Origin of the sequence: Protofrankia sp. Cj3, assembly GCF_917627355.1 — a bacterium.
Classification (GTDB): domain Bacteria; phylum Actinomycetota; class Actinomycetes; order Frankiales; family Frankiaceae; genus Protofrankia.
This window is the reverse complement of record NZ_CAKJTR010000025.1, coordinates 14,559-39,615: the sequence shown is the minus strand read 5'-3', so window position 1 is coordinate 39,615 and position 25,057 is coordinate 14,559. Positions and strand designations below refer to the sequence as shown.

The following is a 25,057-nucleotide window of genomic DNA, read 5'->3' as shown; positions in this document are numbered from 1 at the left end:
CAACTTCCAGCGGCGACCACTAGCATTTCTTGACCGTTCGAGAGCCGCAGACCTACTCTCACCGAAGGTGAGAGGGCTCCCGCGGTGACGCGGTTCCGATAGCGTGAAACAACTTCACACGAGGGTGGTTGGCCCGGATCGCGATGTCTGTGGACGTCGTCGCGTTCGTTTGGGCTCAACCCGGCTGTCCGCAACGACACGGGTTGAAGTTTCGGAACGGCCCGTTTCGTGGGCCCCTCGCCGCTCCGGCCCGCTAGTTGCGGGCCATGGCCGGCAGCGGGAGGAGGACCGATGGGTGTTCTCCTCGCTGTGCTTGGGGCCTGCCTGCTCGTGGGTTTGGTGGTCATAGCCGTACTGCTCGTTCGGGTATTGGGCTCGGGTGCGCTGACGGCGCATCGTCCCGGTACAGATCATGAGGAGTCGGCCGGGCTCCTTGACGCCCAACAGGCGGAGCGGGATGGCGCCGAGCTGCTACGCCGGGCTGAGGAGGGGGCACGGGCGGTGCAGGAGCGGGCGGAGGCCGAATCCGTGTTGCGGGCCTCCCTTGTTGAGGCGGAAGCACGCGAATTAGGCCGCAAGTCGGCCGAGACGTTCCGGGCGCAGGCCGAGGCGGAGGTGCGGCAGCTGCGATCCGAGCTCCACGCGCAGGATGCTCGGCTCGTCCAGCGCGAACAGCGCCTGGAGGTTCGCGCGGCCGTGATTGATGAGCAGGCACGCGAGCTCGAGACCCGAGATCGTGATCTTGCTGCTCGAGAAATTGATCTCGCCAGGCGTCGGGCTGAGCTTGTTGATCTGGAGGAGGAGCGTCGCCAGACGCTGGAGAGCGCGGCCCGGCTCACCGCGACCCAGGCGCGTGCCGAGCTTGTCAAACTTGTCGAGGCCGATGCTCGTCGAGATGCCGCCGTGCTCGTCCGCGATATTGAGGCGCAAGCTCGTGAGCAGGGCGAGGACCGGGCTCGGAAAATCGTGACGTTGGCGATTCAGCGCGTCGCCGCGGAAGCGACCACGGAATCGGTCGTTTCTGTGCTGCACCTGCCCAACGACGAGATGAAAGGCCGCATCATCGGCCGCGAGGGACGCAACATCCGCTCGTTCGAGTCGGTCACCGGGGTGAATGTCATTATCGATGACACGCCGGAGGCGGTCCTGTTGAGCTGTTTCGATCCGGTGCGGCGTGAGGTCGGGAAAATCACCTTGGAGGCCCTGGTCTCGGATGGGCGTATTCATCCACACCGCATTGAGGAGGAGTACCAAAGGGCCAGGCGTGAGGTTGAGGCTCGCTGCGTCCGCGCTGGCGAGGACGCGCTTATGCAGACCGGGATCGCGGAGATGCACCCGGAGTTGATCGCCCTGCTCGGACGCCTGCGGTATCGGACCAGCTATGGCCAAAACGTTCTCGCGCACCTTGTCGAGTCCGCCCATCTGGCGGGAATCATGGCAGCTGAGCTGCGGCTGCCACCAGCTCTGGCCAAGCGGGGAACGCTGCTGCACGATCTTGGCAAGGCGCTGACCCACGAGGTGGAGGGCAGCCATGCCCTCATCGGTGCCGAGATCGCCCGCCGTTACGGTGAGGACGAGGAGGTGGTGCATGCGGTCGAAGCGCATCACAACGAGGTTGAGCCGCGTTCGATCGAAGCCGTTCTCACCCAGGCCGCTGACCAGATTTCCGGTGGGCGACCAGGTGCTCGCCGGGAGAGCCTGGAGTCCTACGTCAAGCGCCTCGAACGCATCGAGCAGATCGCCGCTGGGCGTCCGGGCGTTGAAAGGGTGTTCGCGATGCAGGCGGGTCGTGAGGTCCGGGTGATGGTCGTCCCGGATCAGGTCGATGACATTGCCGCCCACATGTTGGCTCGTGACGTCGCCAAGCAGATCGAGGACGAGCTGACCTACCCCGGTCAGATCCGGGTCACCGTGGTCCGGGAGACCCGCGCCGTTGAGGTCGCCCGCTGATCCGCCCTACCATGATCGATGGGAGGGGGCAGCGGTGTTTCGTCATCCTGGGCGGCGAGGTCCTGCGCGCACGCACCCCCCGCTGACCCGGGCCGCGACGGCATTGGGGCTGGCGGACCAGGAAGGTCCGGGTTGCGCACCGTAGGCTGGCTGCGTGAGTCCCCGCAGCTATCAGGTCCGGACGTTTGGCTGTCAGATGAACGTCCATGATTCCGAACGCATCGCCGGCATGCTTGAGGCCGCTGGTTACGTGCCAGCTGAAACCGGCGTTGACGTCACTCCTGATCTGGTGGTCTTCAACACGTGCGCGGTGCGGGAGAACGCCGACAACCGGCTCTATGGCAACCTCGGCCAGATGTTCCCGGCCAAGCAGCGTCACCCGGGAATGCAGATCGCCGTCGGCGGCTGCCTCGCGCAGAAGGACCGCGGGCTGATCGCCGAACGCGCGCCCTGGGTGGACGTCGTCTTCGGGACGCATAATCTCCACCGGCTGCCCGTGCTGCTGGAGCGCGCTCGGCACAACGCGGTGGCCGAGGTCGAGATCGCTGAAGCCTTGGAGGTCTTTCCCAGCGCACTTCCCGCCAAGCGGGCAGCCCATCATTCGGCCTGGGTAAGTATCAGCGTTGGCTGTGACAATACCTGCACGTTCTGTATCGTGCCGAGCTTGCGGGGCAGGGAGACTGACCGTCGGCCCGGGGAGATCCTCGCCGAGGTCGACGCCCTGGTCGCCGAGGGTGTTCTGGAGATTACCCTGCTCGGCCAGAACGTGAACTCCTATGGCCGGTCACTGGGTGACCCGGGAGCATTCGCGAAACTGCTGCGTGCCTGCGGGACGGTTGATGGCCTGGAACGGGTCCGGTTTACCTCGCCGCATCCACGCGACTTCACCGACGATGTGATCGAGGCGATGGCGGCGACGGAGGCGGTCTGCCCGCAGCTGCACATGCCGTTGCAGTCGGGATCGGACGCGGTGCTGCGGCGGATGCGCCGTTCCTATCGGCAGGACCGGTTCCTCGGGATCGTCGAGCGGGTGCGGGCGGCATTGCCCCACGCCGCGATCACCACCGACATCATTGTCGGTTTCCCTGGGGAGACCGAGGCCGACTTCGCCGACACCCTGCAGGTGGTACGCGAGGCGCGGTTCGCCAGCGCCTTCACGTTCCAGTACTCCCAGCGAGCCGGTACCCCGGCGGCGACCATGGCCGGCCAGGTGGACCGGGCAGTCGTTCAGGACCGCTATGACCGGCTGGTGGCCGTTCAGGAGGAGATCTCCTGGGAGGCCAACCGCATGCTCGTCGGCCAGCGGGTGGAGGTACTGGTCGTCGAGGGCGAGGGGCGCAAGGATGCCGCCACCGGGCGACGGTCCGGCCGCGCCCGTGACGGCCGGCTTGTCCACCTGCGGCCACCAGCTGTTTCCGACAGCGCGGACCCAGGGATACGGCCCGGTGATGTGATCGAAACTGTGATCACCAGAGGCGCGCCGCACCATCTTGTGGCGGACGATCCGCCGCTGACCCATCGACGGACCAGAGCGGGTGACCTCTGGCAGATCGCGCGGCACACACCGAGCGATGTTGGGGAGGCCGGGATGACGCGGCGGCTGACCGACCTCGGTATGCCCACGCGCCACCGGTAATGCTGCTCGCAGCGGTGACCTGCCCGCATCCACCATTGCTCATTCCCGAGATGGCGCGAGGCGAGCCGGTAGCTGTGCGAGAACCGGCAATCCAGGCTGTTCGTCGGCTGGTCGCATGGGACCCGGACCTTCTCGTGGTTGTCGGCGATGCCCCACGAACGGCGGCATATGCGGCCGGCCAGTCGGGATCCCTGACCGGTTTCGGGGTGGCCCGCTCGGTAGTGCTGGGACAGGCGAGCCAACCTGGTCAGCGATGCCCGGACCGGCCGACGTTGCCGTTGTCGTTGACGGTCGGAGCCTGGCTGCTCGAACAGACGGCATGGCAGGGGGACGTGGCCGGATTCGGCGTGAGCGCGATGACCGTCCCGCGGGAGGCCGCCAACATCGGCGTCACGTTGGCTCAACGTGCGGCCAGGGTCGCGTTCCTGGTGATGGCGGACGGCAGCGCGCGGCGGACGGTCGGCGCTCCCGGCGGCTTTGATGAACGCGCCGCAGCTCATGACGACACGGTGGCGGCGGCGTTGGCCGCGGCTGACGCGCCCGCGTTGCTGCGGCTCGAGCCCGCTCTCTCCCGTGAGCTGATGGCGGCGGGCCGTGCCTCGTGGCAGGTGCTGGCTGGCGCGAGTCTTGTCTCCAGGCCGAGTGACACGCACGAACGGTCATGGATATCTTACGCTGAGTATGTTGGTGCGCCTTACGGTGTGGGGTACATGGTCGCCTGCTGGAAATGGGGGAGTCGCTAGTAATGCTCTTGACGTCGACGGAACTGCCACCAGGAGTGCGGCGCTTGACCTGCGCGGGTCTGGCGGCGCTGCGAGCTGGCTCACCAGCTGATCCACCGGTCGTCCTGCTGCCCGGGTACACCGGGAGCAAGGAGGACTATCTGCTGATCATGACAGAGCTGGCGCAGGCGGGGTTCAATGTCATCGCGATCGACCAGCGTGGCCAGTACGAGTCGCCGGCCGCTGATCCGGAACGAGACTGCATGGTCGAGGCACTGGCTGTGGATGTAGGGCGCGTGGTCGACGAGATCGGCCGGCCGGTGCATCTGCTCGGCCATTCCTTTGGCGGTCTGGTCGCCCGTGCCGCGGTCATTAACCGGCCTTCGGTCATGGCCAGCCTGGTGTTGCTCAGCTCGGGCCCCGCTGGCATCGTCGGCGCCCGCCGGATCGCGTTGCGAGCCATGCGGATCGTCTACGACCGCAGCGGTCGCGACGCGGTGTGGGCCGCGGTACGCGTCGCGGACACCACCGTCTATCCACCGGGTGGTTTGGAGTTCCTTGAGCGCAGGTTCTTCGCCAGCAGCGACATTGGCCTGCGGGTCATGGGTGAGCAGCTCCTTGACGAGCCTGACCGGGTCGGCGAGCTCGCGGCTGTGATCCGCGAGGCCGCCGCGCCTGTTCTGGTTGCGCACGGCATCGCCGATGACGCCTGGCCGCCGCATCTGCAGGCGGACATGGCCGCGCGTGTCGGCGCCCGCTACGAAGTGATCCCTGACGCCGCGCACTCACCCGCGACCGAAAATCCACCGGCTACCGCGGCGGTTCTGATCGATTTCTGGCGCGAGGCCGTCGGCCAGCGGGCGGCATAACTATACGGGCGGTATAGCTATCGAGCTCGACCGGTCGGCTTGCCCATCCGTTTTTCAGGCTGGTTCGAGCTGGAACACGGCGAGCTGGGCGGCGAGGCCGACCGGTACCCGAGCCCGCAGAACGGTGCCGTCCGCTGTGTGCCCGAGATCGAGGACCTCGCCGTCGGCGTAGACCCGGGACACCAGATCCCCGCGGGCGAAGGGCACCAGCACACGCACGTCAACCGCGGGGTGCGGTACATGTTCGGTCAGCGCCTCCACCAGGGTGGTCAGGCCCTCGCCGGTGCGGGCCGACACGAAGACCGCGGTTGGGATTTCTCGGCGTAGCCGAGCCAGTACCTCCGGGTCAGCCAGGTCGGTTTTGTTCACCACGATCAGCTCGGGGACGTCACCGGCGTCGACGTCGTTGATCACCGTGCGGACAGCCGAAATCTGTGACATCGGATCGGGATGCGAACCATCGACCACGTGCAGGAGAAGATCGGCGTCCGCGACCTCCTCCAAGGTCGAGCGGAACGCCTCGACGATCTGGTGCGGCAGATGGCGGACGAAGCCAACGGTGTCCGCGAGGGTGAAGATCCGGCCGTCCGGGAGCGTGGCCCGCCGTACCGTTGGATCAAGCGTGGCGAACAGCGCATCCTCGACGAGCACGCCCGCGCCGGTCAGGCGGTTGAGCAGCGAGGACTTGCCGGCGTTGGTGTACCCGGCGATCGTGACCGCGGGTACACTGCTGCGTTGCCGTGAGGACCGCTTCGTCGCCCGGACCGTCTTCATGTCGGCGAGTTCCCGGCGGAGTTTGGCCATGCGCGCGCGCAGGCGCCGCCGGTCGGTTTCGATCTTTGTTTCACCGGGCCCCCGGGTGCCGATGCCGCCGCCGGACCGTGACATCGACTCACCCCAGCCGCGCAGCCGCGGCAGCATGTACTGCAGTTGAGCAAGCTCGACCTGCGCCTTGCCTTCCCGGGAGGTCGCGTGCTGGGCAAAAATATCCAGGATCAGCGCGGTCCGGTCGATGACCTTGACCTTTACGACATCCTCCAGCTGGCGCAGTTGGCCCGGGGTCAGTTCCCCGTCACAGACAACGGTGTCGGCGCCGACAGCGGCAACGACCTCGCACAGTTCCCGGGCCTTGCCGGAACCGACGTAGGTCGCGGCGTCGGGAGTGTCACGGCGCTGGACGAGCGCGTCCAGGATGACCGAGCCCGCCGTAGTCGCGAGTGCCGCGAGCTCGGTCATGGAGGTCTGGACGTCGGTGGCGGTCCCGGCGGTCCACACGCCGATGAGGACGACTCGTTCCAGCCGGAGCTGGCGGTATTCGACCTCGGTGACGTCGTCGAGTTCGGTCGTCAGACCCGGAACTCGGCGTAGGGCCGCTCGATCGACGAGATCGAGTCCCTCGCCGGTGGCGTCGAAGAACTGGTCGCGGATGGTGTCCTCAACGGCGGGAAGCGTCATATTTGCCCTTCTCTGACACACGGTTGCATCCGGATGGTCGATCCGTGCTCAGCCGGCACCGGCGGGGGCGCGCATCGGTACGGTGGCGGCGTGGCGGGACGTGGGGCGGGAAGACGCCGCGGATGGACCCGATCGCTGCTGCCACCGGTCTGGCCGGCCGCGGCCGAGGGCGATCATCCGGGCGTCGTCGGTGGGAACGGGCGGGCAGAACAGCCGGCCGGCGCCGCGGTCACAGTTCATCGCCGCCAACCTGGATGCGATGACGGCGCTGTCGACACCTTCTGCCGCCACCATCAGCCGGCGTCGGTGAGCCAGCGTAATGATCGAGGCCAGAACGGCTTCACCTTCCAGGTCCCGTTGCATCGCATGAAGGAACCGACCGTCGATCTTCACCATGTCCAGCGGCAGGACATCAAGAGTCGACATCGAAGCATACCAGGTGCCGAACCCGTCAACGCCGATCGCTGGCCCGAACGAGCGTAACTGGGCCAACAGGCGGGGGACCCCGATGTGCGCCAGCCCAAGAGTCTGTTCGGTGAACTCCAGCCCGAGGGCTCCCGGCGGCAGCCCCCGGCCACGCACGAGGTGTTCCACCTCGGCCGCGAAATCCGGCCGGATCAGCTGGTCGGCGGTGACGTTCACCCACAGGCGAGGTGGGCGGATCGTGGTCCCTGAAGCCATCTCGTGCCACGTCCGAGCCTCCGTCACAGCGGTCCGCAGCACCCAGCGGCCGACCTGTTCGGACAGGCCGGCCGCTTCGGCGACCGGCATGAACTGTGACGGGCGCATCAACCCACGATCGGGATGCTGCCAACGCAGAAACGCCTCCATCGCCGGGACCGACCCGTTGTGCAGGTCAACCTCGGGTTGGTAATGCAACTGCAACGATCCGTCGTCGAACGCGGCGCACAGGGCCGGGACGAGGTTCAGCTCGAGCGCGGTCACAGATGTCTCCAGACGCCGGGATGAACGGGTCGCCGGTACCCATCGCATGTCAGGCTGAGCTGACCATGCCCGCCACCTGATCGACGTCGGGATGGTCTAGCCAAATTATGCGGGGATCGCGGCGAAACCACGACCTTTGTCTGCGGACGAATCGGCGCGTCGCGGCAATGGTCGCGAGCCGGGCGGCTTCGCTGGATTCGATCTCGCCATCCAGCCACGCCAGGACCTGCGCGTAGCCCAGGGCGCGTGAGGCGGTGCGTCCTTTGCGCAGGCCCAGACCGGCGAGCGTCTGGACCTCTTCGACCATGCCGGCAGCCCACATCGCCGCCACGCGGTCGGCGACTCGGATATCAAGGTCATGATGGTCGAGGCCGATCTGGACGACGTCATAGACCGCGCGGTGTTCCGGTAGGGAGGCGGCGAAGCCGCCGGTGAGCTCCAGCACTTCCAGCGCGCGCACGATGCGGCGACCATTGCTGGCCAGGATGGCGGCAGCCGCTTTCGGCGCCCGCGCGGTCAGGTCGGCGTGCAACGCGGCCGCCCCACGTTCGGACAGTTCCTGTTCAAGGCGCGCGCGTACCGCCGGGTCGGTGCCGGGAAACCTGAGGTCGTCGATGACAGCCCTGAGGTAGAGCCCTGAGCCGCCGACGAGCACCGGGGTCCGGCCGGCACTGAGCAGATCGTCGATGACGGTTCGTGCTCTGGCCTGGTAGGAGGCCACGTCGGCGGTATGGGTGATTTCCCAGATGTCAAGCAGATGGTGCGGGACGCCTCTGCGCTCCCGCGTCGGTACTTTGGCTGTGCCGATGTCCATGCCGCGGTAAAGCTGCATGGAGTCGGCATTGACGACCTCACCGCCGAGTACGGCGGCAAGGTCGATCGCAAGTTCGCTTTTGCCGGCCGCCGTCGGCCCGACGACCGCCACCATGCGTCCGGCTTTCTCCCGGTCGGCACAGCCAGCCACGATCAGACCCGGCGCAGAACCGCGACGATCCGGCCGAGGATCGCCGCCTCGTCACCCGGAATATCGGCATAGGCCGGGTTCTGCGGTTGAAGCCATGCATGGCCATCACGGTGACGCAAGGTCTTGACCGTGGCCTCACCATCGATCATTGCGGCGACGATCTCGCCGCTGTCCGCGACCGGCTGTTGCCGGACGACCACCCAGTCCCCGTCGCAGATCGCGGCATCGACCATGGAATCCCCGACAACGCGCAGCATGAACAGGGTGCCCTCGCCGACGATTTCGCGGGGAAGAGGGAAGATCTCCTCAACCGCCTGTTCGGCAAGAATCGGTCCGCCCGCCGCGATGCGGCCGAGGACGGGTACGTAGGCCGCGTCGCGATGGCCGTCCGACGGGACCACCGATCCGTCGGCACCGGCAGCCGGCATCGCTGGTGCCCCGAGACGGAGGCTGTCGCGTGCCGCCGGGCGGACCGGTGCGTCCGCGGAAAGTACCTCCATGGCCCGCGGGCGGTGGGGGTCACGCCGTAGGAAGCCCTTCTCCTCCAGCATCCTGAGCTGATGCGCGACGCTGCTTGTGCTGGTCAGCCCGACCGCTTGGCCGATCTCGCGCACGCTGGGGGGGTATCCGCGGCGCTCGACGGCATTGCGGATCACCTCCAGCACCTTGCGCTGGCGGGGGGTCAGGCCCGACGCGTCCGCCGGCCCGTCCGGCAGGTCGCGCACGCTGCCGCGTGGTGGCCGGCCACGTCGGGTGCGGTTGGGGTCGGTGGTCATACCTGCCGTTCTCCTTCGTTTCGCGGTCGTGGCAGACTCCGCTCCCGGCGGACCCAGTGGTTTTGCCAGGAACCGGCGCTGGTGGTCACAACCGACATCTCATCGGTACGACCGTAACTGCCGTGACCGAATTTCTCAAACGTCTGTTCGAGCGTGTCGTGGCGATTCCGTCGGGGTCGTGCGGTAGAAACTCGATCGGGAGTTCGATCGAACGGATGTTCGTTGTTTGCGATCTCGGAGGTTGAAGGAGTGTGTGGTGGAGAGGTCGGCTGAGCCTCCGCTGAGGTTGACCAGGAGGGGTCGGGCGGTCCTGGTCGTCCTCGTCGCGGCTGTCTTCTGTCTGGTCCTGTCTCTCGCGCGGGTGACCTCGTTGGCCTCGTCGCGTGGGGGTGGCGGGCCGGCGCGTGTTCATGTGGTCCAGTCCGGGGAGACCCTGTGGGGGATAGCGCGTGGGCTGGCGCCCGAGGGTGACACCCGGGTGGTTGTGGCGCGGCTGGCCGGTATGAATCAACTCGGCACCACCGATCTTGTTCCGGGCCAGGCGCTTCGCCTGCCCTGACCGTTGGACACGCCGGCGGGTTTGCCAGGTCGTGGTGGCTGACTCTATCGTCCACCACAACATGTGGTAGTTACGAAGGTGTAAGTCATCAAGATTTTGGGGGATCGTCCGTGCGATGCCCGTTTTGTCGACACCCGGACAGCAGGGTTGTCGACAGCCGCGAGACCGAGGAAGGTGCCGTGATCCGCCGTCGGCGATCGTGCTCGTCCTGCGGCCGCCGGTTCACGACGATCGAGGAGGCATCACTGCGGGTCATCAAACGCAGCGGGGTCACCGAGCCGTTCAGCCGCGCGAAGGTGGTGGCGGGGGTACGCCGGGCGTGCCAGGGCCGACCGGTGGAGACGGACGCGCTGGCCCAGCTTGCTCAGTTGGTCGAGGACACGCTGCGTGCGTCCGGAGCGGCCGAGATTCCCTCGGACGAGATCGGCCGAGCGATTCTCGGCCCACTGCGAGATCTTGACGAGGTCGCCTACCTGAGGTTCGCCTCGGTGTATCTGGCCTTCGACTCCCTGGCGGACTTCGAGACCGCGATCGCCGGTCTTCGGACGCAGGCCAGGTAGTTCACCAGCTGGTTACGGCGTGTTTCGGAAGTCGTCGTTCGATCAGGGAGCCGCGTCCAGGTGGCTGCCGAAACACGCCCTAGTCGCCGCCCTAATGCCGTATCCGCCAGACGAGGAGCGCCATGACCGAGACCCGCGGCACGAAGTCGACCCGGCCCGCTGGTAAGACCACCGGCCTGAAAGTAGGACGTGTCTACACGTCGCCCGGCGTACATCCCTACGACGAGGTCACCTGGGAGCTGCGGGACGTCGTGATGACCAACTGGCGGGACGGTTCGGTCAACTTCGAGCAGCGCGGGGTGGAGTTCCCTGACTTCTGGTCGGTGAACGCCACGAACATCGTCACGAGCAAGTACTTCCGCGGCGCGTTGGGCGCTGCCACGCGCGAATGGTCACTGCGCCAGCTCATCGACCGGGTCGTGCGCACCTACGCGGCCGCCGGGCAGCAGAACGGGTACTTCGCGTCGGAGACCGACGCCGAGGTCTTTGCGCAGGAGCTGACCTGGATGCTCCTGCACCAGGTCTTCAGCTTCAACAGCCCCGTGTGGTTCAACGTCGGCACCTCGGCACCGCAGCAGGTCTCGGCCTGTTTCATCCTGTCCGTCGACGACACGATGGAGTCGATCCTCAACTGGTACCGGGAAGAGGGCCTGATCTTCAAAGGTGGCTCGGGTGCCGGGCTGAACCTGTCACGCATCCGCTCGTCCAGGGAGCTGCTCTCCTCCGGCGGTACCGCGTCCGGCCCGGTCAGCTTCATGCGTGGAGCCGACGCCTCGGCCGGGACGATCAAATCAGGTGGCGCGACCCGGCGAGCCGCGAAGATGGTCGTGCTTGACGTCGATCACCCCGACATCGTCGACTTTGTCGAGAGCAAGGCCCGTGAGGAGAGCAAGATCCGAGCGTTGCGGGATGCCGGCTTCGACATGGACCTCGGCGGCCGTGACATCGTCTCGGTGCAGTACCAGAACGCCAACAACTCGGTTCGGGTGACGGACGAGTTCATGCGGGCGGTGCTCGACGGCACCGACTTCCACCTGCGGGCCCGGATCGACGGGCGGATCATCGAGACCATCGGGGCGCGGTCGCTGTTCCGCACCATCGCGCAGGCCGCGTGGGACTGCGCGGATCCCGGGATCCAGTACGACGACACGATCAACGACTGGCACACCTGCCCGGAGTCCGGCCGGATCAGCGCCAGCAATCCGTGCAGCGAGTACGTGCACCTGGACAACTCCAGCTGCAACCTGGCCTCGCTGAACCTGATGCGGTTCCTGCGCGACGATCTGACCTTCGACGCGGAGGCGTTCGTCGCCGCCGTCGAGCTGGTCATCACCGCGATGGACATCTCGATCTGTTTCGCTGACTTCCCGACCCCGGAGATCACCCGGGTGACCCGGGCGTTCCGCCAGCTCGGGATCGGCTACGCAAATCTCGGTGCGCTGCTCATGGCGACAGGCCGCGCGTATGACTCCGAGGGCGGCCGGGCAATGGCTGGCGCGATCACCGCGCTGATGACCGCGGCGGCCTACCGGCGCTCGGCGCAGCTCGCGGGCGTCATGGGGGCGTACGACGGCTTCGCGCGCAACGCTGAGGCCCATCGCCGGGTGATCCGTAAGCACGCCGCCGCGACGGACACGGTCCGCAACGCCGGAGCGGATGATGCCCGGGTGCTCGCCCTGGCCGCCGCTGAATGGGCCCGTGCGCACGCCTTGGGCGAGAAGCACGGATGGCGTAATGCGCAGGTCAGCCTGCTCCCTCCGACCGGCACGATCGGGTTGGCGATGGACTGCGACACCACCGGCATCGAGCCCGACCTCGCGCTGGTGAAGATGAAGAAGATGGTGGGCGGATCGAGCATGCGGATCGTCAACCAGACGGTTCCCGCCGCGCTGCGGGCTCTCGACTACGCCGAGGAGACGGTCGAGGCGATCGTCGAGTACGTGGCCGAGCACGGCCATGTCATCGACGCCCCGGGCCTGCGCCGCGAGCACTACGAGGTGTTCGACTGCGCGATCGGCGAGCGGGCGATCAGCCCCATGGGGCATATTCGGATGATGGCGGCGGTCCAGCCGTTTCTGTCCGGAGCTATTTCGAAGACTGTCAACATGCCGTCCTCGGCGACGGTCGAGGACGTCGAGCGGATCTACCTCGAGGGCTGGCGGCTCGGGCTGAAGGCCCTGGCCATCTACCGGGACAACTGCAAGGTCGGCCAGCCGCTGTCCGACCTGCGTGGCGCGAGGAGGTCCGCGGGAGCGGTTGCGGGCACCGGCACGGCGGCCGCGCTGGCTGTCGGCGGGCCGCCGGAGGAGTACCAGCCCGTCCGTCGCCGCCTACCGAAGATCCGGCCTTCCCGGACGGTGTCCTTCTCCGTCGGCGGCGCGGAGGGCTACATGACCGCCGGGTCCTATCCCGATGACGGTCTCGGCGAGGTCTTCATCAAGATGTCGAAGCAGGGCTCCACCCTGTCAGGTGTCATGGACGCGTTTTCCATTGCGATCTCGATCGCGCTTCAGTACGGTGTCCCGCTGGACGCCTACGTCCGCAAGTTCATCAACATGCGTTTCGAGCCGGCCGGCATGACCGACGACCCGGATGTCCGGATGGCGCAGTCCGTGATGGACTACCTCTTCCGCCGCTTGGCGCTGGACTACCTGCCCCAGGAAACCCGCGCGGAACTCGGTGTGCTGAGCGCCCAGGAGCGGGCGCGTCAGCTCACCGGGCAGTATGGCGGGCCGGGCGCGGTGGACGTATCTGATGCTCTCGTGGAGCCGGCGTCGGCGTCGGCGTCAGTAGCGTCAGCTCCGGAGCCGGTCGACACGGTCGGCGCCGAGCTCTCCACTGACCGGTTGACCGGAGCTGACCCAATGACGGAGGCGCGGCAGGCCGGGCACGAGCATGCCTTCCCGGTTGTGCGGTCGATGGTCCAGCTGCGGGGCTCGTTGCCGGCGGAGGTCCCGGTGGGAGAGTCGCTGTCGGCGCAGAACGCCGTGGACGCGCCGCTGTGTTTCACCTGCGGGGTGACCATGCGGCCGGCCGGTAGCTGCTACGTGTGCGAGCAATGTGGCTCCACCAGCGGCTGTAGCTAGTGGTCGCCGCCGCGCCCGCGGTACCACTCTCGAATTCTGATCAACGGACCCCTGTTTGGCGCGAATGGTCACTGCGCGGCGGGTGCGGCGCCATACCGTAACCACCCTTATGGGTTTCGATGGAGGTTGGTGCTGTATTGGCGATTTGTTGTTCCTGGGCTCGGTATTGACATCGTGGCCGCGGAGACCTGAAGAGCGGGCCTGAAGAGATAGTTAGTTATTCGCGACACACCGGCCGGTCCGCAGGGTAGTCTTCGCGACAGCGGGTGCGGCGTCCCGAGAGCGAGGGTCTACACTGCTTCGTAGACCCGGCGATCGCTTACGTCCGGTTGTGTCTGAACGCGGAATGGGAGGGACGCCGTCAGGCGTTGCCCATACGTGCAAGCACCAAGACCCGCCACCCGCACCGACCTTCGGATCTGCTACTGATGACGCTGCCTGCCCTGGAACTTCATGAGCGCCCCGACGAGCCGCGTACGCGTGCCACAAGTACGCGGCGCACCCGTCGGTCGGCCACTCCTGCACGCACGGTGCCCGGCCGTGGCCTGGCCGCCGTGCCCGATGATACCGACGAACTCGACGTTACTCAGGTCGCCGAGCTTGTCGCGCGTGGGCGCGAATCCGGCGAATTGAGCCGCGCCGAACTTCGCGAAGCGCTCGAGACCGCTGACCTCGGTCTTGAACTACTTCCCGTTCTGACTGCCCGGTTGACAGCCCTTGGCGTCGAGGTTCTCGACGAGGAGGAGTCAACAGGTGGAGCACCGGCTGCCCGCGCAACCTCGGAGCATGCCGGAACGGCCGATCTCGTGCGCATGTACCTGCGCGAGATCGGCAAGGTACCCCTGCTCAACGCCGCGCAGGAAGTCGAGCTGTCCAAGCGGGTCGAAGCCGGCCTGTTTGCCGAGTACAAGCTGGACACTGACTCCGACCTGGAGCCGGCGCTGCGGCGCGATCTCGGGACCCTGGTCCGGGACGGGCATGCGGCAAAACAGCAGCTGGTCTCGGCGAACCTGCGCCTGGTGGTTTCGGTCGCCAAGAAGTACAGCGGTCGTGGCATGACCCTGCTCGACCTGGTTCAGGAGGGAAACCTCGGGCTGATCCGCGCGGTCGAGAAGTTCGACTACGCCAAGGGCTACAAGTTCTCGACCTACGCCACCTGGTGGATCAGGCAGGCGATCGGTCGGGCACTGGCCGATCAGGCCAGGACGATCCGGATCCCGGTCCATGTCGTCGAGCAGATCAACAAGATCACTCGGCTGCAGCGCCAGCTCGTCTCCACACTCGGTCGGGAACCGACTGACGAGGAGCTGGCTCTGGAGCTCGACATGCCGATCGAGCAGGTCGTCGAACTGCGCCGGTACGCCCAGGACACGGTCAGCCTGGAGACCGCGGTGGGCGACGACGGGGATTCGGTCCTCGGTGACTTCATCGAGGATGCGGATGCCACCTCTCCCGCGGACGCCGCCTCCTACGGCGCCATGCAGGACGAGATCGAGGGCGTGTTGAGTGGGCTCACACCGCGTGAACGTGAGGTCATGCGGCTGCGCTTCGGCCTCGCCGACGGCAAGCAGCACACGCTTGCCGAGGTCGGTAACCGTCTCGGGCTGACCCGTGAGCGGATTCGCCAGATTGAGCGCGACACCCTTCGCGAACTGCGTAAGCCGGCGGTCGCGAGCAGGTTGCGCGAGTTTCTCGACTGACGCATCCGGGGATGTAGCGCGTCCGGGATGTAGTGCGTCGTCGTGGTGGAGATCCCCTGCCCGGTCACCGGGCAGGGGATCTTTTTTTGGCGCGAAGGCGAGGGCTGCCGGCCGCCGCCGGTCAGCTGGCCGCGGGCGGGATGAACGGCAGCAACGCCTCGGGATTGGCGACCATGCCGAGGTTGACGGCCTGCTCCAGGGCTGCACCCAGCAGCAGGCGCCGAACCGGCACTTCCAGTTTCTTGCCGTTGTAGGTGCGGGGAATCGCGGAGACCTGTTCGACGCGGTCAGGCACATGCCGGGGGCTCAGCTCCCTTCTGATCGTCGTCAGCAGGGAGCTGATGAAGGAGTCGGCAAGCGTTCCGTTGTCGTCCAGCACGACGTACAGCACGAGCTCACCTGGCCGCTCGGCGGTCGAGGTATCGATGATCATGCTGTCCGCCACGCCGGGGATGCTGTCCAGCACCTGGTAGAACTCGGCGGTACCCAGCCGGACTCCGCCGCGCTTCAGGGTCGCGTCCGAGCGGCCATATATGATCATTGATCCGGTGGGGGTGATCCTGGCCCAGTCACCGTGGCGCCATACGCCGTGGTAGGTCGAGAAGTAGGACGCGCGCAGCAGCGAGCCGTCATCGTCGCCCCAGAAGAAGAGCGGCATCGAGGGCATGGGCGCGGTGAGCACCAGTTCGCCGATCTCGTCGACGAGTTCCTTGCCGTCGCCGTCGAAGATGCTCACCGCGCACCCGAGCCCGCGCATGGAGATCTCCCCGGCGTGCACTGCCAGCGTGGGCAGGCCCGCCGCGACCGCCGTGCACATGTCCGTGCCGCCGCTGACCGACGAGAGCATCAGGTCGGAGCCGACCGCGTCGTACACCCAGGCGTACCCGGCGGGGGACAACGGCGAGCCGGTGGAACCGATGGTACGTATCGCGGAGAGGTCGGCGATCTCCCGCGGGACGATGCCCGAGCGTTCACACGCGGCCAGCAGGCCTGGACTTGCTCCCAGGCAGGTGATGCGGACGGCCTCGGCGAGCCGCCACAGGGTCCCCAGGTCGGGGAACTTCGGGCTGCCGTCGAAAAGCACGACGGTCGCCCCGGTCAGCAGGCCGGACACGAGCAGGTTCCACATCATCCAGCCGGTGCTCGTCACCCACAGGAAGCGATCGTCAGGTCCCAGATCGAGATGGAGTACCAGCGACTTGAGGTGTTCCAACAGGATTCCGCCATGGCCCTGCACGATCGGTTTCGGGCGGCCGGTCGAACCCGAGGAGTACAGGATCCACAGCGGCGAGTCGAAGGGGACCCGGTGGAAGGCGGGGACCTGGTCATCGCAGCCGGCGAGCAGGTCCGCCCAGGAGATGACAGCCGGTAGGTGGGCCTTGTGGGCACGCTCGACGGCATCCGCGGCCAGGTATGGGATCACGACCATTGCCCGCAGGTCTGGCAGACGGTCGGCCACGCCACCGAGCGCGCCGAGCGTGTCAAAGGACTTTCCGCCGTAGGTGTAGCCGTCCACCCCGATGAGTACCGTTGGGGTGATCTGAGCGAAACGGTCGGCAATGGCGGAAGACCCGAAATCCGGGGAACAGCACGACCAGACCGCGCCGACGCTGGTCGCGGCGAGCATGGCCACCACGGCATGGACGCAGTTCGGCAGCACGGCGCAGACCCGGTCGCCGGGACGCACACCCAGACGCCGCAGCCCCGCCGCGGCCGCCGCGACCTCGCGGCGAAGTTCGTCCCAGGAGACCACGGCGGTGGTCGAGTCCTCGCGGACGGCGATCACCGCGGGTGCGGGGCCATGTCGCGTTAAAGCGTTCTCGGCATAGTTCACGCGGGCGGTCGGGAACCACTGAGCGCCCGGCATCCGGGCGTCGGCAAGGGCAGGGCCGTCCCCGCGCTCGCCCTCGACCGCGCAGAAATCCCAGATCGAGTCCCAGAACCCGTCAAGGTCGTCCACCGACCACTGCCACAAAGCCGTGGCACCGCTCAGCTTCCGGTCGCGTTCGGTGGCCAGCCAGTCCAGATAGGCGGTGACCCCGGCGGCGCGGACCCGCTGCGGAGATGGCGTCCACAACCGCCGTCCCGCGATATCCATCCTGGGCCCGGCATCTGGCGCAATCTCGTGTTCATCATCGTGTCCAACAGCCACGGACTCAGACCCTAACGAATACGGGAGGCCGAAATGGTCCACTCGACGGCCGGGGTGCGTCGAAAAAATCACGCCGTGCGACCAGCCGCCGCTTTTGGACTGGTTGGCCTGGTCGGCGGGCCTGGCCGGAGTGGCCGGACTGGCCGGACTGCGCCGCTGGCGACGCCGCGTCCCCTATTGCCGGTCGCTCGTGGAGCGCCCGGCAATAGGACTGTCCGGCTCGCGGCCTTGCCAGCAGCCACCTGGACGCGGTTCCCTGATCGAACGACGGCTTCCGCAACACGCCGTAGGGTCGAATCATGGGCAGTGCTTCGCGGCCGAACGGTTCCGCTGACGGTGGTGATCCCGGGCCAACACTGGTCATGTGGGATTCCGAGCTGGCTGATTACGGCTTCGGGCGCGGACACCCGCTGCATCCCGTGCGGCTCGAGCTGACCATGGATCTCGCCGCGCGTACCGGCGTGCTGGACGACCCCCAGGTGGCGGTCCGGCCGCCTCAGCTCGCGACGGATGACTTGATCGAACTTGTGCACGATCCCGCGTACGTGCAGGCGGTGCGCCAGGCGCCGCGGTACGCCGCGCGCGGATTGGCGACCATGTTCGGTCTGGGAACGCCGGACAACCCGGTCTTCGAGTCCATGCACACCGCCGCCGCTCGGATTACCGGTGGGACGCTGGCCGCGGCCGAGGGCGTGTGGACGGGACGGCACGGCCATGCCGTGGCTCCCGCGGGCGGGCTCCACCATGCGATGCGTCTCGCCGCCAGTGGGTTCTGCGTCTACAACGACCCGGCGGTGGCGATCGCCTGGTTGCTGCGCAACGGGGCCGCTCGGGTGGCCTACGTCGACGTCGACGTTCATCACGGTGACGGTGTCCAGACCGCTTTCTACGATGACCCACGGGTACTGACGATCTCCTTGCACCAGTCCGGCCGGACCCTGTTTCCCGGCACCGGTTTCCCGGACGAATCCGGGACAGGGGAGGCCAGCGGTATGTCGGTCAACGTCGCGCTGCCGCCGCGCACCGGAGACGCCGGATGGCTGCGGGCGTTCAGCGGGGTGGTTCCGGTGCTGCTGCGTGAGTTCGCCCCTGAGATCCTGGTCACCCAGCACGGGTGTGACACACATTTCCTCGATCCGCTCGGGGATCTGACACTGTCGGTCGACGGACAGCGTGCTTCCTACCAGGCCCTGCACGATCTGGCACATGACGTGTGCGGCGGACGATGGGTTGCCTGCGGGGGCGGTGGCTATGCGCTCGCGTCGGTGGTGCCACGCGCCTGGACGCACCTGCTGGCCATTGCCGGCCACGTGCCGCTGGACTGCTCGCGGTCGCTGCCGCAGGAGTGGCGGCACACGGCTGACGCCCGCGTGCGGGAGGCCACCGGCGCGGCCGTCGCTGGCGGTCCCACGCCCGACCGTTTCGGCGACGGCGTCGACATCGCCTTCCATCCCTGGGAGGCAGGCGAGGGTGATCCGGATGACCCCCTGGACCGGGCGGTGGCGGCCACCCGGCGAGAGATCCTTCCGCTGCATGGTCTCGACCCCCTCGTCGACAGATGAGTGACACCGTGCCGCCGAGCCATGACGACGGGATGCGGGCCGACGCCGGGGCGAGCTACCCGGCGAGGTGGGAGGCGGACGTCATCCTCGCTGACGGGGGTACTGCCCGGCTTCGTCCGGTCATACCTGGTGACGGTGAGCGGCTGCGCGCGTTCTGGGGCCGTCTGTCGATGCGCAGCATCTACTTCCGCTACTTCAGCGCACGCGGGCCGCTCACCGATACCGACATCCGGCGGATGACCGTTGTCGACCAGTGGGTGCGTGGGGCGTTGGTCGCGCTCATCGGGGACGAGATCGTGGCCATCGCCCACTGGGAGGGCGCACCGGCGCCGGCGGCCGAGCATGATCGGACGGATGCGGAGGAGCCGCCACCGGGGGCGCGGCGGCCGGCGTTGGCCGCGGAGGTCGCTTTTCTCGTAGAAGACGCCCACCAGGGACGCGGCCTCGGATCGGTCCTGCTGGAACATCTGGCGGCGGCGGCGTCCGAACGCGGGATCCGTCGTTTCGACGCCGATGTGCTCAGCGAGAACCGTCAGATGATCGGGGTTTTTCTGGACGCTGGTTACAGCGTGTCACGAGCGTGGGATAGTGGGGCGGTCCGGCTGTCCTTTGAGATCGCACCCACGCAGACCTCGGTGGACGTCATGCGTGCCCGTGAGCACCACGCGGAGGCCGCGTCGATCGTCCGGCTGCTGCACCCGCGGTCCGTCGCGGTGATCGGGGCTTCCCGGGATCGCGACGCGGTGGGGCACACGGTCTTCCGGCACCTGTTGGCCGGTGGGTTCGCCGGCCCGGTCTATCCGGTCAACCCCGCCGCGGCTGACGTCGGGGGCGCGGTCGCCTCGGTACGGGCGGTCGCCTCGGTGGCCGACATCGACGGCCCGGTGGACCTGGCCGTGGTGTGCGTGCCACCGCCTAACGTGCCCGAGATCATAGACCAGTGCGGCCGTAAGGGCGTCCGCGGTCTGGTGGTGCTCACCGACCTCGGCGACTACCAGGCGGAGATCGAGGTCACAGCCGCGGCCCGCGCATTCGGCATGCGCGTGGTGGGGCCGGCGAGCCTGGGCATCCAGAACCTCGCCACCGGGCTCAACGCGTCGTTGGCAGGCCGGATGCCCGCGCCCGGGCGGGTCGGCTGCTACTCACAGTCCGGCCCGCTCGGCGCGGCGCTGCTGGAGGCGGCGGCTGCCCGCGGGGTTGGGCTGTCCTGTTTTGTCTCAGCGGGTGACCGGGTCGACGTGAGTGGCAACGACCTTCTGCAGTTCTGGGAGGAGGATCCAGCCACCGACGTGGTCTTCATGCACGTGGAGACCTTCGGCAACCCGCGGAAGTTCGCCCGGCTGGCCCGCCGGGTCGGACGGCGCACGCCGGTCGTGGTGGTGACCAGCGGCCGCTCGCCCCTGGATGACGCGTTACTGCGCCAGACGGGCGTGATCAGGGTTGATCGGATCTCCCAGGGCTTCGATGTGGCGCTGCTGCTGACCGCCCAGCCGCTGCCGGCCGGGCGGCGGGTCGCGGTCGTCGGCGACTCCCGGGCACTGGTCTGGCTGACCTGCCAGGCCGCGGAGGCGTCCGGGCTCGCGGTGGAGCGGATCCTGCTGCCGGGTGGCACCCCGCCCGAGATGTTCACCGAGGTTCTCATCGACGCGGCTGGCCGCGCGGACGCGCTGATCGCGACGGTGGTGCGGCTGGCGCCGGCTGAGCCCGGCCCGGTCGCGAGGGCGGTCGCGGCCGCCGCGAAGGTTGTCGACGTGCCCGTCCTCGCGACGGTTCTGGGCACCGAGGTACCACCGGATCTCGCTGGCGTGCCGGGTTACCCGTCGCCGGAGGGCGCCGTGGCGGCCTTGGTGCGGGCCGTCTCATACGCTGAGTGGCGCGCGGAGCCGGCCGGCTCGGTGCCTGAGATCACCCGGCGGGCCAAGGCGGCCCGTGCGCTGCTCGCCGGCGTTTCCGGTCCGCTCGACGAGGACCGGGTGGCCGATCTGCTCGACTGTTACGGCATCGACGTCCAGCCGTTCAGCACGGTCACGTCCGCCGATGAGGCGGTACTGGCCGCGGAACGGCTCGGGTGGCCGGTGGCCCTCAAAGCGCGTGCCCGCCCGTATCGGCACCGCCCCGAGCTCGGCGGGCAGCGGCTCGACCTGTTCGGCCCGGCGGCGTTGCGGACCGCCTGGTCGTCGATGCTGGCGCGGCTCGGTGACGGGAACGGCGGTGACGCACAGCTCGCCGCCAATGGGTCATTCGTCGTGCAGCGGATGGCCCCGGCAGGGGTCGCGGTGGTGGTCGGTTCCCTCGAGCATCCGCGATACGGGCCGCTGGTGTCCTTCGGGCTGGCTGGGCCCGCCACCGATCTGTTGGGTGACCGTGCCCACCACATCCTGCCGCTCACCGACTCCGACGCGGCGCGGCTGGTGCGGTCGGTCCGGGCCGCCCCCCTGCTGTTCGGTTACCGGGGAGCGGAGACCGTCGACGTCGCAGCCCTTGAGCTGCTGCTCATGCGGGTCGCGCGGCTCGCGGACGACCTGCCGGAGGTGGCATCCCTCACGCTGAACCCGGTCATTGTCTCGAAGTCGTCGGTCACGGTGTTGTCCGCGGAGGCCGTCGTGGGCCGCGGGCTGCCCCGCGCGGACGCTGGGCCGCGCAAACTGTGGGCACCCACGCCAAAGCACGGACTGGACGACGCCAGCGGGTATGTCCATGAAGATGCTCCGGAGGTGACCGGATCCGCACGCGACGTCGGAGCTGTCCCGGGCCCGGGGACGCTCCATGGCGGAGCGTGTTCGTGACCGGGTGGCAACCAGACGATGGCCGGAAATGTCAGGGGTAGGGCATTGAGCACAACGTTGCCCCACCGTCCACAATCTTTTCCCATGACGACGCCGTTCCTCGAGGAGCCGTCCGGACCTTCGTCGGCTGGGTCGACCGGCGATCGGGCCGACGACGACGGTGATGGCGAGCCCCGCGGGCGCGGCCCAGTGGCTGGCGGCGAGGGCACGAACGGCGCGGCGGAGCCGATTGTCGAGCTCCTGACGGCGCTCGTCGCCCAGGCGCCGGTCGGTCTCGCCCTCTACGACACCGCGGGGCGTTATGTGCGGGTCAACGACGTCCTGGCCAGGTTGAACGGCCGCCCTGCCGCGGAGCACATCGGTCGCACCACAGCGGAATTGCTGGGGGACATCGGCCGCGAGATGGACGAGGTGCTTCAGCGGGTGGTCACCACCGGTGATCCCGTGGTGGACCTGGAGGTCAGTGTCGCGGCCGACGGCCCGCAGCCGCCGCGGACCTGGACTGTCAGCTGGTACCCGGCGACCGATGCCCGCGGCGCGCTGCTCGGCGTGGCCTTCGTCGCCACGGATATCACCGCGTTGAGCGACGCCCGTGGCGAGGCGGCCCGCGGTGAGGCCAGGTGCCAGGCGCTGGTCGAGGCTGTGGCCGCGGACGTCTTCCACACGGATGCCCATGGCGGCCTGGACGTCGACCTGCCGCGGTGGCGAGCGATCACGGGCCAGCGGCGTGCGGAGATCGTCGGATTCGGCTGGCTTGACGCGGTGCACGCCGAGGACCGCGACCGGGTCGCGCGGGCCTGGCGGCAGGCGGTCGAGCGGCGCGGCGTCTTTGAGACGGAGTTTCGCCTCGCCGGTGCGGACGGCACGGATCACATCCTCGCCCTGCGGCTCCTGCCGGTTACAAGCGATGATCATTTGGTCGAGTGGGTGGGCACGAGCCGTGACGTCACCGAGGCACGCGCGGCCGCCAGCGCCCACAGCGCGCTGGCGGCGCGTGCGCGGAGCGCGGCTGAATGGAACGAGCGCCTGCGGCTCGTCACTGCCGCGTTGTCGCGCGCGGTGACCGTCGACGAGGTGGCCACCGTCGTGCTCGAAGCCGGGCAGCAGGCCTTGGACGCGGCCGGCAGGGGGGCGGCGTTGGTCGACCAGAGCAGCGGCTGCCTGCGCTTCCGGTCCCTGCTCGGCTATCCGCCATGGTTCGTCAGCAGCTGGTCTGACATCAACCTGGGCGCGATCCACCCGCTGTCGGAGGCCATTCGAGGTGGTCGCGCGTTGTTTCTGTCCGGCCGGGCGGAACTCGCCGGACGCTGGCCCGTGCCAGCGCTGGTCGCGAGCGTCACCGATGCCGATGAGCACGCGTGGGCGGTACTTCCACTGGCTACCACCGACGCCCCGTTCGGCGCGCTGTTTTTCGGTTTCCGCGCGCCGCGCGAGTTCTCGCCGGAGGACCGCGCCTTCCTGACCGCGCTTGCCGACCAGTGCGCCCAGGCGTTCGAGCGTGCCACGCTGTTCGAGCGGGTTCTCGCCGAGGCACAGGCGAGCCGCCGGGCGGAGGAGATGGCACGGATCGCCGAGGGCGCCGCGCGAGAGGCAGGCCGCCGCCTGGAACTACTGGCCCGCGCGACCGGAGCGGTCTCGAGCGCGCTCGAGCCCGAGCGGGCTCTGCGGGCACTCACCGATGTCGTTGTCAGCGAGCTCGCTGATTCCTGCGCGGTGTATCTGCTGGGGCCGGCCCAGCCGGCCGGCTCCAGCCAAAGCGATCAGGACGAGCCCGCCGGGGCAACCGCCGTGCCGCCGGGTGCCCCGGTCCTGCGGCGGGCGGCCGCCGCTGTCCGTCCCGGCCTCACCCGGCTGCCGATGCCGCGGGCCCGTACCGGTCCGTGGCCGAACGACAGCCCGGTCACCCTCGCCGCGCTCACCGGGCACAGCCGTATCGAACCGCTGAGCGGCGCGTCGTGGTTGTCATCCACGGAGATGGCCCGCTGGATGCGGCACGTGGGGGCACACACCCTCGCCGCCGTGCCGCTGATCCTGCGCGGCCAGGTGGCGGGTGTGCTCAGCCTCATGGCAGCCGGGGACCGTGCGCCCTTCACCGGGGCGGACGTCGCGTTCCTGGAGGAACTCGCGGCGCGCGCCGCGGTCGCGGTCGAGCACGCCGAGCTCTATCGCCATAGCCGGGACACCGCGCTGACGCTGCAACGCAGTCTCCTGCCGTTGACCGTGGCCGAGCCTGAGGGGCTTGAGATCGCTGCCCGCTACGTGCCGGGCGTTGCCGACACCGAGGTAGGCGGTGACTGGTTCGATGTCATCGACCTCGGCGCGGGCCGGGTGGGGCTGGTCATCGGTGACGTCATGGGCCGGGGGGTCCGGGCAGCGGCGATCATGGGCCAGCTGCGGACCGCGGTGCGGACCTGCGCGCGCCTGGAACTGTCGCCATACGAGGTGCTGACGCTGCTGGACAGCATCGTCTGCGAGATCGACGAAGGCCAGATCGCGACCTGTATCTACGCTGTCGTCGAACCACACACCGGCCTGCTGACGCTCGCCAACGCGGGCCATCCGCCACCCCTGGTCGTCGCCCCGGACGGGCTGGTGTCGCGGCTCTACATGGAGGCCGGTACCCCGCTGGGCCTCGGCCGCGGTGACATCAGGGAATACACCGTCCGGCTGCACCGGGGAGCGTTGCTGGTGCTGTTCACCGACGGGCTGGTGGAAAGCCGGGATCGTGACATCGACACAGGGGTGTCAGACCTGGCGGCGGTGCTCTCGCGCCAGGGCGGATCGGTGGCCAGCCGGGCGGACCACGCACTGGCCGCGCTCGGCCGGGCGCAGGGCCACGACGACGATGTGGCGCTGCTGCTGGTCGGGCTTGCCGACAGCGACTCAGGCGGGGCGGCCCGGTTCGCCGAGATCGCTGTACCGGCGGGGCCGGCCGGTCTGGGCGAGGCCCGTGGGCACGCCCACGACCTGCTGACGGTGTGGTCGGTGGAGGCCGACATCACCGACTCGGTGGTGCTGCTGATGTCCGAGCTTGTCACCAACGCGCTGGTGCACGGCCGGCCCCCGCTGTCCGTGCGGCTGCGCCGGACCGCGTCGAGAGTGATCGTGGAGGTCGCGGACGGTGATCCGCGGCTGCCCCGGCGGCGTCATGCGGACTTTGACGACGAGGGCGGTCGTGGCCTTGAACTGGTATCCCTGATCGCTTCCCGGTGGGGGACACGTCCGGCCGGCTCGGGAAAGATCGTGTGGGCGGAGATCTCCGCTCCATTGTCACTGTAAGAGCGCCCGGCAACAGGGGTGTGGATCAAGGAGCGGAGCTGGGGTGCGTGCCCTGG

Annotated in this window: 16 protein-coding genes; 11 read left to right on the top strand and 5 right to left on the bottom strand. The window is 68.4% G+C overall.

Features of this window, described 5'->3' with window-relative positions; all coding sequences use genetic code 11:
* Positions 1 to 291: 291 nt before the first annotated feature.
* The 4 genes from rny to MJ783_RS05635 all read left to right on the top strand — a co-directional run bounded on the left by rny (position 292) and on the right by MJ783_RS05635 (position 5,177).
* Positions 292 to 1,950, top strand: coding sequence for a ribonuclease Y (gene rny, locus MJ783_RS05650; protein ID WP_239308861.1), 1,659 nt, complete (start codon positions 292 to 294; stop codon positions 1,948 to 1,950).
* 196 nt (positions 1,951 to 2,146) lie between these two features.
* On the top strand, positions 2,147 to 3,586 hold the full coding sequence (gene miaB / locus MJ783_RS05645) for a tRNA (N6-isopentenyl adenosine(37)-C2)-methylthiotransferase MiaB (RefSeq protein WP_239308860.1): 1,440 nt from the start codon (positions 2,147 to 2,149) through the stop codon (positions 3,584 to 3,586).
* Positions 3,587 to 3,660: 74 nt separating this feature from the next.
* Complete coding sequence (locus tag MJ783_RS05640; RefSeq protein WP_239308859.1) at positions 3,661 to 4,329, top strand: hypothetical protein; 669 nt, start codon at positions 3,661 to 3,663, stop codon at positions 4,327 to 4,329.
* A 35-nt stretch (positions 4,330 to 4,364) separates the two neighbouring features.
* Positions 4,365 to 5,177 (top strand): alpha/beta fold hydrolase, encoded by an 813-nt coding sequence (locus MJ783_RS05635; protein ID WP_239308863.1) that lies wholly within the window; start codon positions 4,365 to 4,367, stop codon positions 5,175 to 5,177.
* Between the two features lie 54 nt (positions 5,178 to 5,231).
* Here the strand turns inward: MJ783_RS05635 and hflX are convergent, their stop codons facing one another.
* Genes hflX through lexA form a run of 4 tightly spaced genes read right to left on the bottom strand, consistent with a single transcriptional unit; the run spans position 5,232 to position 9,317 of the window.
* A complete protein-coding gene (hflX, locus tag MJ783_RS05630) occupies positions 5,232 to 6,632 on the bottom strand; it encodes a GTPase HflX (RefSeq protein ID WP_239308858.1) in 1,401 nt (466 codons plus the stop codon).
* A 48-nt stretch (positions 6,633 to 6,680) separates the two neighbouring features.
* Positions 6,681 to 7,577, bottom strand: a complete 897-nt coding sequence (locus MJ783_RS05625) for an EAL domain-containing protein (protein WP_239308857.1) — start codon at positions 7,575 to 7,577, stop codon at positions 6,681 to 6,683.
* Positions 7,578 to 7,626: 49 nt separating this feature from the next.
* The gene (miaA, locus tag MJ783_RS05620) at positions 7,627 to 8,505 is read right to left on the bottom strand and encodes a tRNA (adenosine(37)-N6)-dimethylallyltransferase MiaA (protein WP_239308856.1); all 879 of its coding nucleotides are present in this window, start codon (positions 8,503 to 8,505) and stop codon (positions 7,627 to 7,629) included.
* Positions 8,506 to 8,543: 38 nt separating this feature from the next.
* Positions 8,544 to 9,317 (bottom strand): transcriptional repressor LexA, encoded by a 774-nt coding sequence (gene lexA / locus MJ783_RS05615; RefSeq protein WP_239308855.1) that lies wholly within the window; start codon positions 9,315 to 9,317, stop codon positions 8,544 to 8,546.
* Between the two features lie 286 nt (positions 9,318 to 9,603).
* On the opposite strand from lexA, the gene MJ783_RS05610 reads away from it, so the two are divergent.
* The 4 genes from MJ783_RS05610 (at position 9,604) to MJ783_RS05595 (ending at position 15,222) form a co-directional block, all read left to right on the top strand.
* Complete coding sequence (locus tag MJ783_RS05610) at positions 9,604 to 9,876, top strand: LysM peptidoglycan-binding domain-containing protein (protein WP_239308854.1); 273 nt, start codon at positions 9,604 to 9,606, stop codon at positions 9,874 to 9,876.
* Positions 9,877 to 9,986: 110 nt separating this feature from the next.
* A complete protein-coding gene (gene nrdR, locus MJ783_RS05605) occupies positions 9,987 to 10,436 on the top strand; it encodes a transcriptional regulator NrdR (RefSeq protein ID WP_239308853.1) in 450 nt (149 codons plus the stop codon).
* 122 nt (positions 10,437 to 10,558) lie between these two features.
* Entirely contained in the window at positions 10,559 to 13,522 is a 2,964-nt protein-coding gene (locus MJ783_RS05600; RefSeq protein WP_239308852.1) for a vitamin B12-dependent ribonucleotide reductase, read from the top strand.
* A gap of 428 nt (positions 13,523 to 13,950) precedes the next feature.
* On the top strand, positions 13,951 to 15,222 hold the full coding sequence (locus MJ783_RS05595; RefSeq protein ID WP_239308851.1) for an RNA polymerase sigma factor: 1,272 nt from the start codon (positions 13,951 to 13,953) through the stop codon (positions 15,220 to 15,222).
* 121 nt (positions 15,223 to 15,343) lie between these two features.
* Here the strand turns inward: MJ783_RS05595 and MJ783_RS05590 are convergent, their stop codons facing one another.
* Entirely contained in the window at positions 15,344 to 17,320 is a 1,977-nt protein-coding gene (locus tag MJ783_RS05590) for an acetoacetate--CoA ligase (protein ID WP_239308850.1), read from the bottom strand.
* A 353-nt stretch (positions 17,321 to 17,673) separates the two neighbouring features.
* Between MJ783_RS05590 and MJ783_RS05585 the strand changes: the two genes are divergently transcribed.
* From MJ783_RS05585 to MJ783_RS05575, 3 genes are all read left to right on the top strand, one after another.
* On the top strand, positions 17,674 to 18,936 hold the full coding sequence (locus MJ783_RS05585) for an acetoin utilization protein AcuC (RefSeq protein WP_239308849.1): 1,263 nt from the start codon (positions 17,674 to 17,676) through the stop codon (positions 18,934 to 18,936).
* Positions 18,933 to 21,722 carry a bifunctional GNAT family N-acetyltransferase/acetate--CoA ligase family protein gene (locus MJ783_RS05580; RefSeq protein ID WP_239308848.1) on the top strand — a complete coding sequence of 930 codons (2,790 nt, stop codon included), beginning with the start codon at positions 18,933 to 18,935 and terminating at the stop codon, positions 21,720 to 21,722. The genes MJ783_RS05585 and MJ783_RS05580 overlap by 4 nt, the downstream gene beginning before the upstream one ends.
* An 84-nt stretch (positions 21,723 to 21,806) precedes the next feature.
* Positions 21,807 to 25,001, top strand: coding sequence for a SpoIIE family protein phosphatase (locus tag MJ783_RS05575; protein WP_239308847.1), 3,195 nt, complete (start codon positions 21,807 to 21,809; stop codon positions 24,999 to 25,001).
* Positions 25,002 to 25,057 lie beyond the last annotated feature (56 nt).